Annotated in this window: 17 protein-coding genes and 1 pseudogene; 8 read left to right on the forward strand and 10 right to left on the reverse strand. The window is 54.9% G+C overall.

Annotated elements, in window-relative coordinates:
• Positions 1 to 156 precede the first annotated feature (156 nt).
• From Q0349_RS13420 to Q0349_RS13445, 6 genes are all read right to left on the reverse strand, one after another.
• On the reverse strand, positions 157 to 972 hold the full coding sequence (locus Q0349_RS13420) for a hypothetical protein (protein ID WP_298081521.1): 816 nt from the start codon (positions 970 to 972) through the stop codon (positions 157 to 159).
• Positions 973 to 987: 15 nt separating this feature from the next.
• The gene (locus Q0349_RS13425) at positions 988 to 1,851 is read right to left on the reverse strand and encodes an alpha/beta fold hydrolase (protein WP_298081522.1); all 864 of its coding nucleotides are present in this window, start codon (positions 1,849 to 1,851) and stop codon (positions 988 to 990) included.
• A gap of 68 nt (positions 1,852 to 1,919) precedes the next feature.
• The gene (gene rnz, locus Q0349_RS13430) at positions 1,920 to 2,861 is read right to left on the reverse strand and encodes a ribonuclease Z (protein WP_298081523.1); all 942 of its coding nucleotides are present in this window, start codon (positions 2,859 to 2,861) and stop codon (positions 1,920 to 1,922) included.
• Between the two features lie 52 nt (positions 2,862 to 2,913).
• Positions 2,914 to 4,995 carry an AAA family ATPase gene (locus Q0349_RS13435; RefSeq protein WP_298081524.1) on the reverse strand — a complete coding sequence of 694 codons (2,082 nt, stop codon included), beginning with the start codon at positions 4,993 to 4,995 and terminating at the stop codon, positions 2,914 to 2,916.
• A 305-nt stretch (positions 4,996 to 5,300) separates the two neighbouring features.
• Positions 5,301 to 6,575: a PD-(D/E)XK nuclease family protein gene (locus Q0349_RS13440; protein WP_298081525.1), complete on the reverse strand. Its 1,275-nt coding sequence runs from the start codon at positions 6,573 to 6,575 to the stop codon at positions 5,301 to 5,303.
• Positions 6,576 to 6,648: 73 nt separating this feature from the next.
• The gene (locus Q0349_RS13445) at positions 6,649 to 7,605 is read right to left on the reverse strand and encodes a WYL domain-containing protein (protein WP_298081526.1); all 957 of its coding nucleotides are present in this window, start codon (positions 7,603 to 7,605) and stop codon (positions 6,649 to 6,651) included.
• Positions 7,606 to 7,709: 104 nt separating this feature from the next.
• Between Q0349_RS13445 and asd the strand changes: the two genes are divergently transcribed.
• Together asd and rnhA are read left to right on the forward strand one after the other, a co-directional pair.
• Positions 7,710 to 8,543 carry an archaetidylserine decarboxylase gene (gene asd / locus Q0349_RS13450; protein WP_298081527.1) on the forward strand — a complete coding sequence of 278 codons (834 nt, stop codon included), beginning with the start codon at positions 7,710 to 7,712 and terminating at the stop codon, positions 8,541 to 8,543.
• On the forward strand, positions 8,540 to 8,986 hold the full coding sequence (gene rnhA / locus Q0349_RS13455) for a ribonuclease HI (RefSeq protein WP_298081528.1): 447 nt from the start codon (positions 8,540 to 8,542) through the stop codon (positions 8,984 to 8,986). Before asd ends, rnhA begins: the two co-directional genes overlap by 4 nt.
• A gap of 147 nt (positions 8,987 to 9,133) precedes the next feature.
• On the opposite strand, the gene Q0349_RS13460 is transcribed toward rnhA, so the two are convergent.
• Positions 9,134 to 9,958 (reverse strand): SDR family oxidoreductase, encoded by an 825-nt coding sequence (locus Q0349_RS13460; RefSeq protein ID WP_298081529.1) that lies wholly within the window; start codon positions 9,956 to 9,958, stop codon positions 9,134 to 9,136.
• 123 nt (positions 9,959 to 10,081) lie between these two features.
• On the opposite strand from Q0349_RS13460, the gene Q0349_RS13465 reads away from it, so the two are divergent.
• Both Q0349_RS13465 and Q0349_RS13470 read left to right on the forward strand, forming a co-directional pair.
• Positions 10,082 to 10,375, forward strand: coding sequence for a hypothetical protein (locus Q0349_RS13465; RefSeq protein WP_298081530.1), 294 nt, complete (start codon positions 10,082 to 10,084; stop codon positions 10,373 to 10,375).
• Positions 10,376 to 10,437: 62 nt separating this feature from the next.
• Positions 10,438 to 11,187 carry a hypothetical protein gene (locus Q0349_RS13470; protein WP_298081531.1) on the forward strand — a complete coding sequence of 250 codons (750 nt, stop codon included), beginning with the start codon at positions 10,438 to 10,440 and terminating at the stop codon, positions 11,185 to 11,187.
• A gap of 54 nt (positions 11,188 to 11,241) precedes the next feature.
• Here Q0349_RS13470 and Q0349_RS13475 read toward each other — a convergent pair whose 3' ends face one another.
• The gene (locus tag Q0349_RS13475) at positions 11,242 to 11,649 is read right to left on the reverse strand and encodes a helix-turn-helix domain-containing protein (RefSeq protein WP_298081532.1); all 408 of its coding nucleotides are present in this window, start codon (positions 11,647 to 11,649) and stop codon (positions 11,242 to 11,244) included.
• A gap of 59 nt (positions 11,650 to 11,708) precedes the next feature.
• Here Q0349_RS13475 and Q0349_RS13480 point away from each other — a divergent pair, with 59 nt between their 5' ends.
• Positions 11,709 to 12,254 (forward strand): NAD(P)H-dependent oxidoreductase, encoded by a 546-nt coding sequence (locus Q0349_RS13480; RefSeq protein WP_298081533.1) that lies wholly within the window; start codon positions 11,709 to 11,711, stop codon positions 12,252 to 12,254.
• A gap of 27 nt (positions 12,255 to 12,281) precedes the next feature.
• On the opposite strand, the gene Q0349_RS13485 is transcribed toward Q0349_RS13480, so the two are convergent.
• Entirely contained in the window at positions 12,282 to 12,893 is a 612-nt protein-coding gene (locus tag Q0349_RS13485; protein ID WP_298081534.1) for a substrate binding domain-containing protein, read from the reverse strand.
• Between the two features lie 136 nt (positions 12,894 to 13,029).
• A pseudogene (locus Q0349_RS14175) lies at positions 13,030 to 13,137 on the reverse strand (LysR family transcriptional regulator); the annotation flags it as partial.
• Here Q0349_RS14175 and Q0349_RS13495 point away from each other — a divergent pair.
• The 3 genes from Q0349_RS13495 (at position 13,094) to Q0349_RS13505 (ending at position 15,599) form a co-directional block, all read left to right on the forward strand.
• Positions 13,094 to 13,915: a hydrolase gene (locus Q0349_RS13495; protein WP_298081536.1), complete on the forward strand. Its 822-nt coding sequence runs from the start codon at positions 13,094 to 13,096 to the stop codon at positions 13,913 to 13,915. The pseudogene Q0349_RS14175 and the gene Q0349_RS13495 sit on opposite strands and share 44 nt — an antisense overlap.
• A gap of 170 nt (positions 13,916 to 14,085) precedes the next feature.
• Positions 14,086 to 15,282, forward strand: a complete 1,197-nt coding sequence (locus tag Q0349_RS13500; RefSeq protein ID WP_298081537.1) for an NAD(P)-dependent alcohol dehydrogenase — start codon at positions 14,086 to 14,088, stop codon at positions 15,280 to 15,282.
• 29 nt (positions 15,283 to 15,311) lie between these two features.
• Positions 15,312 to 15,599, forward strand: coding sequence for a DUF1330 domain-containing protein (locus Q0349_RS13505; RefSeq protein ID WP_298081538.1), 288 nt, complete (start codon positions 15,312 to 15,314; stop codon positions 15,597 to 15,599).
• Positions 15,600 to 15,745: the final 146 nt, after the last annotated feature.

Here is a 15,745-nt window from a genome sequence, read left to right on the forward strand (position 1 = left end):
GAGAGAGGGCTGGGGTGAGGGCAGCAAATAATTGAAAAAGCAGAATTTCGGTTTGTCGATAATATCGCTACCCCCACCCCGGCCCTCCCCCGCTGCGGGCTTCGCCCTGCGAGGGAGGGGGAATTTCGCTTTTACCCGCAGACTCTAAACAGGTTCTTATTGTCCCGTGCTGATTTTCAGGTTGTATTTGGCGGTTTCGTTGCGCTTGGCGGCGGCGTCAAGCAGGTAAACGCGCACGCGGTATTCGCCGCTGTGTTTGGCGACGCCGGTGTACTGGTTGCCGCCCACGGTGCCGTTATGCACGGCTTCTTCGCCTTTCGGCGGCAGCAGGTTGAAGTGGGTGTTTTTGTTGGCGCTGCTGAGCAGGACATTGATCGCCTGTCCCTGTTTGATGTTCACCGGGTATTCGCGGGTTTCGCTGCCGCTGATATGGCCGTCAATGTTGCGGTTGTCCGCCGGTGGCGGGACTACGGTGGCGGCTTTGGGCGCGGCCTTGCCGGTGGTGATGGTGAGGCTGTATGGCGCGGTTTCACCGCGTTTGGCCGCCGATTGCAGCATATAGACCTGGACGCGGTATTTGCCACCCTGCTTGGTGGTGCCTTTGTATTCAGCGCCGTCGAGCGCGCTGTTGTGCAGCACTTCGTCGCCTTCGGGCGGCATCAGCAGGTAGTGGGTGCTGGTGTGCGGCGTGGCGAGTTTGACGGCAAGTGTTTGCCCTTCTTGCAGGTTGATCGGGTAGTCGGCGGTTTGTTCGCCGCTGATGCGGCCTTCGATGTGCTGTACGTCGTCGGTGTTGTTTTGCGCGGCGGCCGCGGCGGGTTTTTTGGCGACGGCTTTTTTGCGCACGGTTTTTTTCGCGCCTTTGGCACGGTTGATGGTGGCCTTGCCGCTGCTGATGGTGGCTTGCGCGAGGGCGGGTTCGGTGAGGGTGAAGGCCGCGAGGCAGGCGAGGGCAATGAGGGTTTTGTTCATCGGGATGCTCCTTGTTTATTGACTGGGGACGGGAGTGATTGTAACGGGGTTGCGCGGCGGCGGGCTGTCAATTTGGTCAGGCGCCGTCAGCTGCGCTGTCGCAATCTGCCAGAATTGCGGGTCGGCGAGGAGGTTGCCGTGTGCGGCGTCGGTCTCAAAGGCGGCATCGCCGGGTTTGAGTTGTGCGGCGAGGCGGCGGCTGTGTACGGGCGGGATGAGGGTGTCCTGGCGGCCGTGAATCAGGGTGATTTGGCTGTGGGCGTCGGCGAGGTATGCGGCGGTGGGGAGGTGGTATTTGAGCAGGAAGTGCGGCACGAAGGGGACTTTTTCCTGCTGGAGCTGGTCGAGGCGTTCGTAGGGGGCAGCGAGCAGCAGGGTGTCGGCGCGGTATTTTTGCGCGGCGCGCGCCGCTAGTCCGCTGCCGAGCGAGTAGCCGACGACGGCAAAGCGACCATCGCCCTGTTGTTGGACGTATGCCGCCATGCGGTCGGCATCGGCGTTGAGCTGCGCTTCACTTTCGATGCGCCCGTCGCTTTTGCCGTAGCCGCGGTAGTCGAAGGCGTAGCTGTCGTAACCAAGCGCGGCGAAGCGGGCGGCGACCCCGCCCCAGTCGTCCAGCGAGCCGGTGTTGCCGTGGTAAAAGAGGAGGCGACCTTTGACGGGCGGCGTGGCGGGGAAATAGAGGCCGTGCAGGGTGGCGCCGTCGGCGGGCAGGCGGATTTCGGCAAACGGCGCGGCGAAGTGGAAGCTGTGATTTGGCGCAAGCGGGGCAGGGTGGAACAGCAGCCGCTCTTGCAGGCAATAGAGCGCAGTTAGCGTCAGCAGGTAGAGGGCGGCGATGAACTCAATGATGCGGAGGAGGATTTTTTTGGCGGTCATTTGGGGGGCTGGCTGGAAGACTGTTTGTTTGACACTTGGCGATGATACGCCGATTCAAATTCGGCGACCTAACCCGCGCCGCGTGCCGTCCGTGGTACATCCACCACCAGGCGGTCATGTGCGAGTTCGGTCGCGGGGAAAATCTTGCGGGCGCGGGCGAGCAACGCCGCCGTTTCCGCCGCATCGTAGCGGGCGCTGATGTGGGTCAGGTAGAGCCGTTTCGCCCCGGCATCGCGGGCGAGGCGGGCGGCTTCGTCGGCGGTGCTGTGTCCGTGGCGTGCGGCGAGCGCTTCCTCGCCCCCGGCAAACGTCGCCTCATGCACGATGAGGTCGGCATCGCGGCAAAAATCGGCGTGCGCGTCATCGTGGCAGGTATCGCCAAAAATCACCACACGGCGTTCGGCGCGGGCGGGCGCGCAGTAATCGGCGCCGTGCAGCACGCGACCATCGCCGAGGGTGATGGTCTCGCCGTTTTTCAGCCGCGCATACAGCGGCCCGGCGGGGACGCCCTCGGCGCGCAGGCGGGCGACATCAAGCGCGCCGGGCTGCACCGCCTCGCGAATCACATAGGCGAAACTCGCCACGCCGTGCATGAGCGGACGTGCGCTGACGCCGTAAAGCTCGTCTTCATGCACCGTGCCGGCTTCGGCAAACTCATGAATGTGCAACGGATAAGGCAGGAAACTGGCGGAAACCGCCAGCGCCGTTTCCAGAAAACGGCGGATGCCTGCCGGGCCGTAGAGATCAATCGGCGTGTCATTGCCCATCATCCCCCGGCTGGAAAGCAGGCCGGGCAGGCCAAAAATATGATCGCCGTGCAGGTGGGTGATAAAAATGCGGCGAATACGGCCGGGGCGAACGGTGGTATGCAAAATAGTGTGCTGCGTCGCCTCGCCGCAATCAAAAAGCCAGGTTTGCGCTGCCGGGCTGTCGAGATTAAGCGCCAGCGCGGAAACATTGCGTGATTTGCTGGGCATTCCGGCGCCCGTACCGAGGAATTGGAGTTGCATGAATGATTCCCTGCAAAATAGAAAACGTCATTGTAACCCGGTGATGATTTTCTTAAAAACCGATACGCCGTTTTTGCAGATGCGGTGCCTTTAACTGACATTCCTCCATTAACGTCTGCAACCATTCCGCTGCATTCACAAATGGCGCAAAACGGTGGCGGCGGGCAATGGCGGCGAAATCGCCGGGCGCAAGCGAAGTTAATTGTTGCAAACGCGTCTGTTGTGCCGCATCCAGGGGCGGCAAATGCAATAGCGATAAATGCTCAGCGGCGAGTGCGGCGGCTTGCCCAGCGGTGAGCCAGTCAAATTTCAGCTTCAAATCAAAACGGCGTAGAACGGCGGGATCGAGCTCATCCATTAAATTGGTGGTAATTACCAGCAGGCCGTCGAATTGCTCTATTTGCGTCAGCATTTCATTGACCATACTGCGCTCCCAACTGCGTTCCGCCCCTTGCCGGGCAAAAAGAAACGAATCCGCCTCATCAATAATCAGTGCCTCGCCAAGCGTATCGGCGCGGCGAAAAGCGGCGGCAATATTTTCCTCCGTGCCGCCCACATACTTGTCCAACAAATCCGAACCCTTGCACAGCGATACCGGTAATCCCGCCTGCTCGGCAATCCATTGCGCCCAGGCAGATTTACCCGTCCCCGGCGCGCCATAACAACAAATACGCCCCTGCGGACGGGCAATCAATCCTGCGCTGATAGCCGCCAAATCGCTGTCGCAATTTACCCATTGCAAAGAATAGGCCGCCTTTGCCGCAGGCAATTTGCCAATCGTTTTATGCCGCTGCGCCTGCAAGGTTTGGTTGAAGATATGCAGCGCCTGCCCGCCAAAATCCGAATTGTCACCGCAGACAATACTGGCGACTTTCAGCCCGCGTTCAATCACAGCGGGCAATAATTGCGGCTGCCGCGAAAAATGCTGGATATAATCCGCTGACAGTCGCCCCGCACTTGCCGTTTCCAATAAACGTGCTTTCTTCTCCCGTGGCAAATCCGGCATTTCAATCACCAGATCAAAACGGCGAATCGCCGCCCGATCCATGCAGGAAACATCATTGCTGATCCAGATGGTAGGGACGGGGTTGTTGCTCAGAAAATCATTGATCCAGGCTTTGTGCGAACCGGCGACAGAACGCTGAAATGCGCTACTGGAAAAAACGTCTTCAACCTCATCAAAAATCAGCAAAGAACGCTGCGCTGCCAATAATGTTTGCGCAACACGAAATTTCACCAGTCGTGCTTTGCCATCAATGCAGTCGCCATCTTCATCCTGGCTAAGTATGGCGTAGGGATGAACGGCGGCTTTTTCGGCAAGCAAAGCGGCAAATTCGCTTTTGCCTGTACCGGGTTTGCCGTAAAGCAGAATATTGGCGCCGGGTTGCCCGCTATCGCGCATATGCTGCAAATAACGCAGGGCGCTGTCACGCAGGAAGGTGATGTGTGAGAAATCATCCCATTGCAGCGAGGGCGGCGTACTGCTATTGGCGCAAGTGTTTAGCCAGCTTTGCTCGGTTAAAGGCTCGTGCATGAATTGCTCAAATTCCAGCGCATCGCCCCATTCGAGGTAATTCCTTATATTGAAACAACCGCGACTCCTCTCTTCAATAAGTTCATATTTATACAATTTTGCCTTGTTCTTTAAGGCGTGAAAAACATTCTTGGGTGGCAAGTCGAGAATGTCCGCCATAAAATGATAGCAGCGATGAAAATCACGCATATTGTAATTGTTACAAAGCTCACGCAATGCCTTTTCATCATGCAAATAAACAGCGAGACGGAACAGGGCAATTTCGGTTTCGTTAAAGCTGAGCCGTGCCGCGATAAAGGCAATATTTTTCTCGGCCTGGGTGAAAAAAGAGGTTTCATCTTCCTCTTTATGCCGGATTTCTTGCCAGCGCGCCTCCAGCAGGGTACGAACGATTTGCTGCATATCGGGTTCACCCTGTAGTTCTTCGGGCAGCCCCAGCGGCAGGGCGACATCTTCATCCCAGTAATTTGGCCTAAAAGTGCTTTTCAGACCGTCGTGTCGCAGAATCATGCGGATAATCAGTTTTTCCGCGTACAGGCTCAGGGTAGAAGGCTCAAGACGCCAGTTGGTTTCGGTTGTCGTTGTGGTATCAGTTTGCATAATGTTCTCCTTGAAAGGGTGATGAACGGTAAGGTTCGGGGTGCATTATGCAGGGGGTAACGTCAGTTTGTGTCGCATGAAAAAAGCCGCCTGATGAAAGGCGGCTGTCGGGGTTTAGGCTAAAAGGTTGGGTATCTTTCAAGGGCTGTTTGCCATATGAGAATTCCTTACCCGTAGCAGGGTGAACTCACGATGTACACGGTGCCTTGCAAACTCATATTTACATACACATGGAGCGCTCATGTGTATGTAAATGGTATGGTGCGTTGCTGCGGTTTGGGTTGTAAGCAGCGCCTTGCTGCGGCTCATTTAGGTGCGCTTTCGGCGTTTTCCAAATGCTGATATAGCGCATCGACTTCCTTAACGATTTTTTCCGCAATTTTGTCATTTTGAATCATTAACCAAATGTCTGCATCATTTTGCCAGTCACAGCCATCATCAGATTGTTCGCCTTTATGCTGAAACCAATACCATACTGGCCAATGACCGGTATCCGGACATACCAACTGACAAGCGGTGTTAAAACTCCCATCTTCAAAGCGCTTTCTGATATTCTCGAAGTTTATATTCTCGCTTGGATTTTTTACAGGATTGGAAAAATATACGCCTAGCGCGGGCTTGTTAAATCCATAATCATAAAATTCTAATTTGACAGAATATTCTTTATTGTTGGCTTGAGTAAAATAGAAGCCTTCATACCGTCTTCCGCCCGTCAGGGATTTGTCGAATGTGGCTTCAACATTATAGGTGTTGGCTGCACGCCGTTTAAGGTCATTAAACAATTTTTCTATTAGCTGTTTTTTCTTTTCCTTCCATTGGGTAGAGATATTTATTGCCGCTTTGATATTATTTGGTTCTTCCATTATGAGATCTTGTATGGTTTGTTGTTCGTTCATGTTGTTAACCCCGTTAAATTGCTTATTGATAAAGAGTATAAGTTTTCTGACAAAGTCAGAAACGTCCGTGTTTGGAATATTTTCTACACAATACTCCAGACATTTGGCTAATTCGGTGTATTTTACATAGCTAATCTGTTTGTTTGCTTCCATTTCTTTCTTTTTCGTTTCATCCAGGCTGTCTTGGTGAGGTACTCCTTTTTCATTCAGATAGACCAGATGAAATTTCTGCAACCGTCTGGTCTCCAGTTCCATCGCATAATCAGCAAGTTGCTGTTTTTGATCAATAGCATACGGCTTGTTTTCGATACAGATGCCAAATTTTGCGGATTGCGACAGATAAATATCCATCCGTCGATAGGAGTGTATTGCCCAGGTTCTTTCTTCAAGTTTGATTTTGGTTTTAGACAAATTATCCTTGAATTCCTGCCAGCCATTATCATCGAGGTTCGGTAGGCATCTTTCTATAAAACAGCGCAGAAACAGATCTTTTTGGCCATGCTTTCCTCCGGGATTGAGCAAGTCTCCCAATATTCGGCTCAAGCCCAGCTCCGAGGTATCGACGTAATCAAAGACGCTGAAATCGGGGGCGAGTTGCGGGCTGTAGTGCGCTCTGGCTTTTGCAAGCGCTTCAAGTTCAATGGCGACTTTATGCAGCAGCTCATTTTCTGGGGGTGTTGTCATGACGTTCTCCTAAACGTTGTGGGTTGGCAGAAGCGATTATAGAACCGCTATGCGTCAGCTGGTGTCGCTGCGTTTACAGTGGGATTTTTTCAATGTCCCAAATGTCATCGCCGAAGCCGAGCAGCCATTTGTCGAGCAGGTCGCTGTCCACCAGCTCCGCCTGAATGCGGTAATGCTCCTGGTCTTCTTCGAGAATAATCTGGTTTTCCGCGAGTTTTGTTTCGGTGAGGTGGTAGCCGGCGCCGTGGCGGATGCTGAAGGTGAGGCGGATTTTGCTGCCGTCGCCGTAGCCGAAGCGGGCTTCATTGCAGTAGGCGGCGAGGTCAAACGGCGGGCGCTGGAAGGTCATGGTGCTGATGCGCGCCTGCCGGATGCGGTGCACGGCGAGGTGGCGTTTGTCTTCGTAGCCGTCGTACTGGACGACGAGGTAGAGCACGCTGCCCTGTTGTACCAGCGCCAGCGGCATGACGCGCCTGTCGTGTTCGCGGCCCGCCTGGTTGCGGTAGTAGATGTCGAGCCAGCGGTTTTGGTAGAGGGCGCGGCCAATGGTGTCCAGCACGTTTTTGTCTGTCGGCGGCGGCAATAGCGGCTGGCTGGTGGGGACGACGGCGATTTTGCCGAGCCATTCGCGTTCGGGCTTGCCTTCGGCCTCATAGACGAGTTTGCGCTCGGCCTGCGCGAAGAAGGGCTGTACGCTCGCCATGACGTTGGGCGGTAGCAGGTGTTCGAGCTGCGCCTTGGCGAGCATCAGCAGCAGCGATTCCTGTTCGTTGAGGATGGGGATTTCGAGGCCGCGCGCGTAGCTTTCCCAGCGGTAGCCATAAGGTTTGCTGCGTTCGTCGCGCTTGATGTCGAAGTGTTCGCTAAGCAAATTCATGTAGCGCTGTACGGTGCGATCGCTGAGGTTGTAGCCCGCATCAGCCAGATGGTTTTGTATGTCTTTCGTGCTGATGGCGCCGACTTTGGGCATTCGGCGCAGGATTTCCAGCAGCGCCAGCACGCTGCTCATGTCGTCATTGCGGGGTGCCATGATGTTCTCCCTGAAGTGAAAGGCGGCATTCTAGCAGCGGCGGCATGGCGCACCCGCCACTTTGCCGCTACACTGCGCGCCGTTCGTTACGGGAAGAAACCACCATGAATATCCACCTTTACACCTTGATTCCCCGCCATTTGTCGAGCGCGCTGATGTATCGCCTCGCGCGGGTCAAATCGCGCTTGGTCAAAAACACCATCATCCGCGCCTATATGAAAGCGACCGGCGCCAATACCGATTTTGCCGCCGAGAAAAATCCCTACGCCTACGCGACGCTCAATGATTTCTTCACCCGCGCGCTGGCGGACGGCGCCCGCCCGATAGATGGCGACAACGCCGCCATTGTCAGCCCGGTCGATGGCCGCTGCGCCCATTACGGCACGGTGCAGGACGGCATGACGCTGCAAGCGAAAGGCCTGCCGTACCGCCTCGCCACCCTGCTCGGTAGCGATGAATGGGCGGACGCTTTCGCCGGTGGCAGCACGGCGACGCTGTATCTTGCCCCGGACGATTACCACCGCATTCATATGCCCTGCGATGGCCGCCTGCTCGCGCTGCGCTTCTGTCCCGGCGACAAACACAGCGTGTCGCTGCCGCTGCTTGACCGCATTCCCGGTATCTTTAGCAGCAATGAGCGCGCGGTCTGCCTGTTCGAGACGCCGTTTGGCAAAATGGCGCTGGTGATGGTTGGCGCGCTCAATGTCAGCAGTATCGAAACCGTGTGGCAGGGCGAACTCATCGATCGCGGCAGCCGCAACCTTTACGACTACAGCACGGAAAACCGCGCCTTTGCCAAAGGCGCGGAAATTGGCCGCTTCAACCTCGGCTCCACCGTAATTCTCTTTTTTGAAAAAGACGTCGTCGGCTGGAAGCGTGATGTATTGGAGCGGGAAGCAAAAATCCGCATGGGCGAAGCCATCGCGGAGACGCTATGACCACGCCGCTGCTCATCTATACCGACGGCGCCTGCAAGGGCAATCCCGGCATCGGCGGCTGGGGCGTGCTGATGTGTTACGGCGACCAGCGCAAGACACTGAACGGCGCCGAGGCGATGACCACCAACAACCGCATGGAGCTGACGGCGGCGATTGCCGCGCTGCGGGCGGTCAAGCGGCCTTGCCCGATTGTGCTGACCACCGACAGCAATTACGTCAAAAACGGCATTACCCAATGGCTTTCCGGCTGGAAACGCAACGGCTGGAAAACTGCCGACAAAAAGGCGGTGAAGAACGTGGACCTGTGGCAAGAGCTGGACGCGCTGGTGGGGCAGCATCAAATTGAGTGGCAATGGATAAAAGGGCATAGCGGCCACCCCGGCAATGAAATGGCCGACCAGCTTGCCAATGAGGCAATTGCGGAATTAAGAGCGAAAGGGTAGGGGGAATGTTTTAGACCGGGCGGCTGCCCGGTCTTTTAATAAATCTCCGAATGGTTTTTTTGCGGGTATTTCGCACCAAACGCCATTTGCAAAATTGCGCTATTTTCTGAATGACAAAAATCCCGCCGCAAATGGCGGGATAAAGTTTTATGGCGTGCCGAAAAAATAATGGGCTGTCGCGCCGCCATCAATCAGAAAATCGCTGCCGCTGATATAGCCGCCATTGCCGCCCATAATAAATTCTGCCAGCGCACCGATTTCGTCCGGGGTGCCACCGCGTCCGGCGGGCAGTTCGGCGAGCATTTTGCGGTAGAAATCCTTGCGTTCGCCGTTCAGTTCGTCGTTGGCAAGCGGGGTGAAGACGATGCCGGGGCTGATGCAGTTCAGCCGCGCGCCGCGTTTGCCCCAGCGCACCGCTTCGGCGGCGACGCGCAAGGCATTGCCGCGCTTGGAGATTTGGTAGGCGCGCAGCGAGTCGGTCTCGTTTTTGACCAGCGGCAGTTCCGCCAGTTGCTCCGGCGGCAGGGTGGCGAGTGCACGCTGGTCGGCCTCGCTCAAATTGCCGAGGCGGAAGCCGGACTGCGAGGAGATGACGATGCCGTTGCCGCCCGGCGCGATGACCTCGCCAAAGGCTTCGAGCAAGAGCGCGGTACCGACCAGATCGACGGCGAAGATGGTTTGCGGCGCGGCTTGCGAGGGCGAGACTCCGGCGGCGTTGATGACGGCATGGACGTCGCCGAGCGCCTGCGCACGGGCGACCAGCGCGGCAATGGAGGCGCGTTCGGCGATATTGACCGCGGCGGTATGCGTCTGGTAGCCCACCAGGCGCAGGGTATCGGCGGCGGCGCGGGCGTTTTCTTCGCGCAGATCGGCGAGCAGGATTTGTTTGCCCATGCCGACGCGGCGGACGATGGCCTGGCCGATGGCGCCAGATCCGACGAGGACGATGACTTGTTGTTTGACGGGGTTCATGTGTTGCTCCGTATGGTGAATGAGCGGCGCATGGTACGCCGCGCGGGCGGCGGGATAAACGGCGTGCGGTTGCATGGGGTTGTGAGACAGATTCAGCAATTGCTGTGGTCTCGTTGAAAAGTCATGCTGCAAATTGCACAAGCGAAAAAAGTGAAAGCGATGGGATTTATCGGCAGCATCCTCGGCCCGAAATCTTTTGTGGAAGGCAAGGCACGGCTGGCGCAAATGCTGAAAGACAGCGGCATTCCCACCGTGGTGGTTGTGCCGACGATTGTCTATGGCAATGGCCGCAGCGATACGCTGGCGAAACTGGTACCACTCTTCAAATTTCTCGGATTGTTTATCAAAAACTTCAAGCCCGTCACCGTGGATGCGGTCGCGCGGGAAATGGTGGACAGCTTAGCAGACAAATTATGAAAATAGCCGTTGTCTCATACAATAAATACTGAACCACATTTTTATCCAATCAGGAACCATAAATGTATCCCACCAGTTATAACGCTGACGCATTCGTCGAAAAGGTCATCCAGCATCCCGAAGTGATGATACCCGTAATGGCAATCGGCATGGGCTTTGGCTTTATCGAATATATTTACTGCGCCATCATGACCCGGCGCAATGGCACTTCGCCCTTTCCGGTGCATATGCACACTTATTACCTCGCACATGATTTTCTCTTTGTACTGCTGTTCAAGCAATGGTTTTTTGAATACGATTCCGTTGTCTATCAATTCATGTGGATGGGTATGGTTGCCTTCAATCTCTTTGAAATCTACTCGCTCTACATTACCGTCAAATACGAGCGGCAAGAAGCCTTTGGCAAATATTACGACCAGCCCGTAACCGAACGGCAGGCAACGGCGTGGGTGGTCGGCATGACCCTGTTCTGCTTTGTCCTGATGTGTACCGTGCGCACATTTACCAATGACAAACTGATGCTCATCGTCTTTATCTCCACCAATGTGATGATGGCCATCAGCCCCGCACTGCTGACCATGCAAAAACGGGTGCGTTATAAACATTCATTGGGGCTGGCATTCTTTATTGTCCTTGGCACTATTGCCACCTTCCTTCCGTCCGGCTTGGGGCAATACACCACCGGCGCAGGCGATTTCTTCTCGCGCCCGCTGTTTTATCTTTTGGGTATCGCCTGCACCATAATCGCCATTTGGCATTACCGGGTATTACGCAAAATGCCCATCAGTCCCGCACCGATACGGCACGCTTAATCAATACGGGAATAAAAAAGCCGCTTGCAGTAATGCAGGCGGCTTTTTCATATTTCATACTGACCGCTCCCGTTCGCGAAACTGCTGCGGGGTTAATGCGGTCTGCTTTTTGAAGAATTTGACGAAATTGGTGGGTTCGCCAAAGCCGAGGCGATAGCCAATCTGGTTCACCGCATCATTACCGTAAGTGAGGAAGCGCTGCGCTTCCAGCAAAATCCGTTCGCCAATCAGCGTCTTGGCGGACTTTCCCAGCAGCGTGAGGCGTCGCGGCTCAGGGTTTTTTCCGTGCAGCCGAGCGTGGCCGCATAAAACGCCACGCTTTTTTCCTGCGCGAAATGCGCTTCCAGCAGTTGCTGAAATCGCACCACCCGCTGCGCCCCGCCGTCGCTCAATAAGCGTCATCCGTCCAAGCGGAGCAGCAGCGGTGGTTTCATTGCCACAACCTGACGTTGCCCATTTCATACTTGATTGCGCGCACAATGGCCTTAAACTGTCCGCCCCCATTTATTCAGGAGAACATCATGCAAAACATCTTGATTATCGTCGGCAGTCTGGCGAAACAATCCGTCAATCGCACCATCGCACAATACATTGCCGACAAATACCGCGACCAGTTCCACTTTACCTTTACCGAAATCGGCGACCTGCCGCTTTATACCCAGGACCGGGATGCCGATTCACCCGCCTCATACCAGCGCCTGCGCCAACAAATCAAGGCGGCGGACGGCATCCTGCTCATTTCCCCGGAGCATAACCGCAGCATTCCCGCCGCGATGAAAAACGCGATTGACGTCGGCTCCCGCCCGATGGGTGAAAATGCGTGGAATGGCAAGGCGATTGCCATTATTACCGTTTCCCCTTCCTTTGCCGGAGGCATGGCGGCGAATCATGCCCTGCGCACGCCGTTTACCGTATTGAATGGCGCAGTCATGCCGTCACCCGAAACCTATTTCGGCAGCATTCACCAGTCCCTGAATGAACAGGGCGAACTGGTCGGCGAACACGTCACCAATACCATTGAAAAATTCATGCAGTCCTTCAAACAATGGATGGCGCGTTTTGCCTGAATGATTCATCCCATAACAAAAGCGCGGCTATTTGTCCGCGCTTTTTTGTATCTGTGTCGAGACAAATTCGACAAAAGAGCGGATGACCGGGACACTGCCACGGTTTTTATAATAGAGCAAATGCAGCGGCACACTTTCAATCTGCCAGTCAGGCAATATGCGTTGCCACATACCATGCCGGGCCATATATTCGGGCAACAATGCGATACCTTGATGTGCCTCAACCAGTTTTTCCAGCAGATTAAAATCATTGCTCAGTAGCCGCTTTGCGCCATGCACCACCACATGGCGCTGGTTTTTGTACAAAACCCATTCGGGACCATCATATTTTTGCAGCAATTGATGCTGTTCCAAATCTTCAGGGATAACAATGGGCGGATATTCTGTCAGATAGGGCGCAGTCGCATACAAACCCAAACGCCATTCCCTGATTTTGCGCGCGACCACATCATTACTGCGCAAATCGTCCATGCGGAAAGCGACATCAATCCCGGTTTGAATCATGTTGACCGGCGCATTTTGCGTCTGCACTTCCATATTTACCGCAGGATAGCGGCGCAAATAATCGCCTAGATGCGGTGCAAGCACATCGCGCAGAATCTCGGTAGAAATGGAAATGCGCAACCGCCCGCGGTTCATCCAGCCCGCGCCGCACACCCGCAACGGCCTGTTCGGCGCATTGCAACATCGCCTCCGTCTGCTGAAAGAATTGCGTGCCCAGTTCGTTCAGCAATATGCCGCGCCGACCCCGGTCCAGCAAGGTGGTGCCGAGCGCGTTTTCCAGCCCGGTCAGGCGACGGCTCAGGCGCGATTTCGACACACCCAGCAATTCACTGGCCTTGCTCAAACTGCCCGCGCGCACGACAGCAACAAACAGGCGCATATCGTTCAAATCAATTTTTTCATTCATGACAGTCGTTCCAAATTTGCAACATGATGTTTCGCATTTGCGGGTTTTTGATTATTTCGCCATGACTATAATCCTCCCCGCTGAAAAAGCAAAACCCTTTTTGAACAACTTTGAGAAAAACAAAATGACCCAATATGAATATGGCCGCCTGCGCGTAGACAACACTGCATTGCTGATGGTTGACCACCAAACGGGAATCAGCAATGGTGTGGCGGACATGAGCCAGATGGAATTTCGCAACAATGTATTTGCATTGGCGAAAGTGGCAAAAATACACCAGTTGCCGACCCTGTTTACCACCAGTCAGGCCGATGGCCCGAACGGTCCGCTATTGCCGGGGCTGAAAGAAATACTGCCGGATGCGCCGGTTATTCATCGCCCCGGTGAAATTAACGCCTTTGACAATGCCGAATTTGCGCAAGCGGTGAAAAAAACAGGGCGCAAAAAATTATTGGTTGCAGGCGTTTCTACCGAAGTCTGCGTTGCCTTTGCCGTATTGTCTGCGCTGAAAGCAGGCTATGAAGTCTATCCCGTGATTGATGCTTCCGGCACCTGGAATCAACTGGTGCAGGAAACCGCAGTACAGCGCATGATTCAGGCAGGCGCCCAACCGATGACCTGGATTGGTGTTGCCGCCGAATTGCAGGCGGACTGGCGCAATCCGACCGGAGAACAGCTCGCCGAAATCATGGGCGCACATTCGTTCTATGGCAATGTCATCGCCAGTTACTTTACTGCCAAGGGCAATTGATACCCGGCGACAAAAACTGTCCGCAAAAATTGTGCAGGCGGCATTTATTCAGGCTACCGGCAACGGTAGCCTTTTTTATGACCGTATTATCCGCACCATAATTGCCTGTATTTGCCGCCGGAATTTCAGTAAACTGCGCCGCTTTCACCCACCTATAAGGAGTCTTTCCGATGAATGAAATCAGCCCGCAACGTCGCATTCTCGTCCAAAGTCTGGCGGCTGCCGGCATCTTGATGAGCGCATTCGGTATTAACCGCGCCGCTTCGGCCAGCGGCAATAGCAGCCTGAATTACAAGACGCTTATTCCTGCCGAAGGCTATGCCTTCAGCGATTATTCCGGCAAATTGCACAAAATCACCTTCCAGCGCCGCCCGGTCGGCGATGACGATGTCGCCATTGAAATCCGTTATTGCGGCGTCTGCCATAGCGACGTGCATACCGCGCATGGCGTTTGGGGCAAACAGCAGGCGATGCCGCAAGTGACCGGCCACGAAATTGCCGGCGTGGTTGCGACGGTCGGCAAAAACGTCAGCCGCTTCAAGGTGGGCGACCGCGTCGGCGTTGGCTGTTTTGTCGATTCCTGCGGACATTGCGCCGAATGCCGGAGCGAGCAGGAACAATATTGCATCACCGATGGCGGCGCGCTATTCACTTACGGCTATCCGACTTCGGAAGCGCGCGATCCGGGCGGCTTTACCCAAGGCGGTTATTCCAATCGCATCGTCGTCAAAGAACGATTTGTAGCTTCCATTCCTGAAGCATTGCCGCTGGAAGTGGCTGCCCCGATGCTTTGTTCGGCCGTCACCGCATATTCACCGCTGAAACATTGGCATATTGGCAAAGGCAGCAAAATTGGCGTGCAGGGATTGGGCGGCGTCGGCCATATGGCGGTGCAAATTGCCACCGCATTGGGCGCGGAAGTCGTGGTTTTCACCACCTCCGCCGACAAGGCAGAAGATGCCAAACGCTTTGGCGCGGTGGATGTAGTGGTGAATTATGACGAAGAAAAAATGGCGCAATACCGCCGCCAACTGGATTTTGTTTTCTCCACCGTGCCCTACCAATTTGAAATAGACCCGATTTTGCTCACGCTGAAAGTGGGCGGCACGATGTGCCTTATTGGCGTCGGCGATGTCAGCAAGGTTAATGGCATCAATCCGATGACGACCGCGCTGAACCGTGTCAATTTCGCCGGTTCATTGACCGGCTCGATGAAAGAAATCAACGAAGTGCTGAATTTCTGTGCGGAACACAAAATCGCCGCGCAAATTCAGACCATCAAGCCCAACCAGATTGGGCAATACTGGAATGACGTGATTGAGAAAAAAGCGCGCTACCGTTATGTAATTGACATGGCGGCGCTGTAAAACAAACAAACAAAGAAAAGGAAATACCCGTGTCTGCTTATATGATTTTTATCCGTGACAAAATGCTGGACGCCAATCAATATGCCCAATATCTGCAAACGGCCGCACCGACGCTGGCGGCTTACGGCGGTGAAATTCTGGTATTGAATGGCGCCAATCAATCTCTGGAAGGCGCGCCGATTGATGGCGCGGTCATTTTGCGTTTTCCCGATATGACGGCCGCCCGCGCGTGGTACGACAGCCCCGAATATGCGGCGGTGAAAGACCAGCGTATTACCGCGACTGAAGGACGTGCCATCTTGGTGGAAAGTCTGTAAACGCTCGCCACGCATCAAAAAACCGCCTGAATGCCCAATGCTTCAGGCGGTTTTTTTATTAGTTCTCTTTCCAAATCAGGCAAAGGTATACGTTTTTGGAATTTGTATCCCTGCCCCCACCCCAGCCCTCCCCCACGGGGGAGGGA

Source organism: uncultured Cardiobacterium sp., from assembly GCF_938028185.1.
Lineage (GTDB): Bacteria > Pseudomonadota > Gammaproteobacteria > Cardiobacteriales > Cardiobacteriaceae > Cardiobacterium.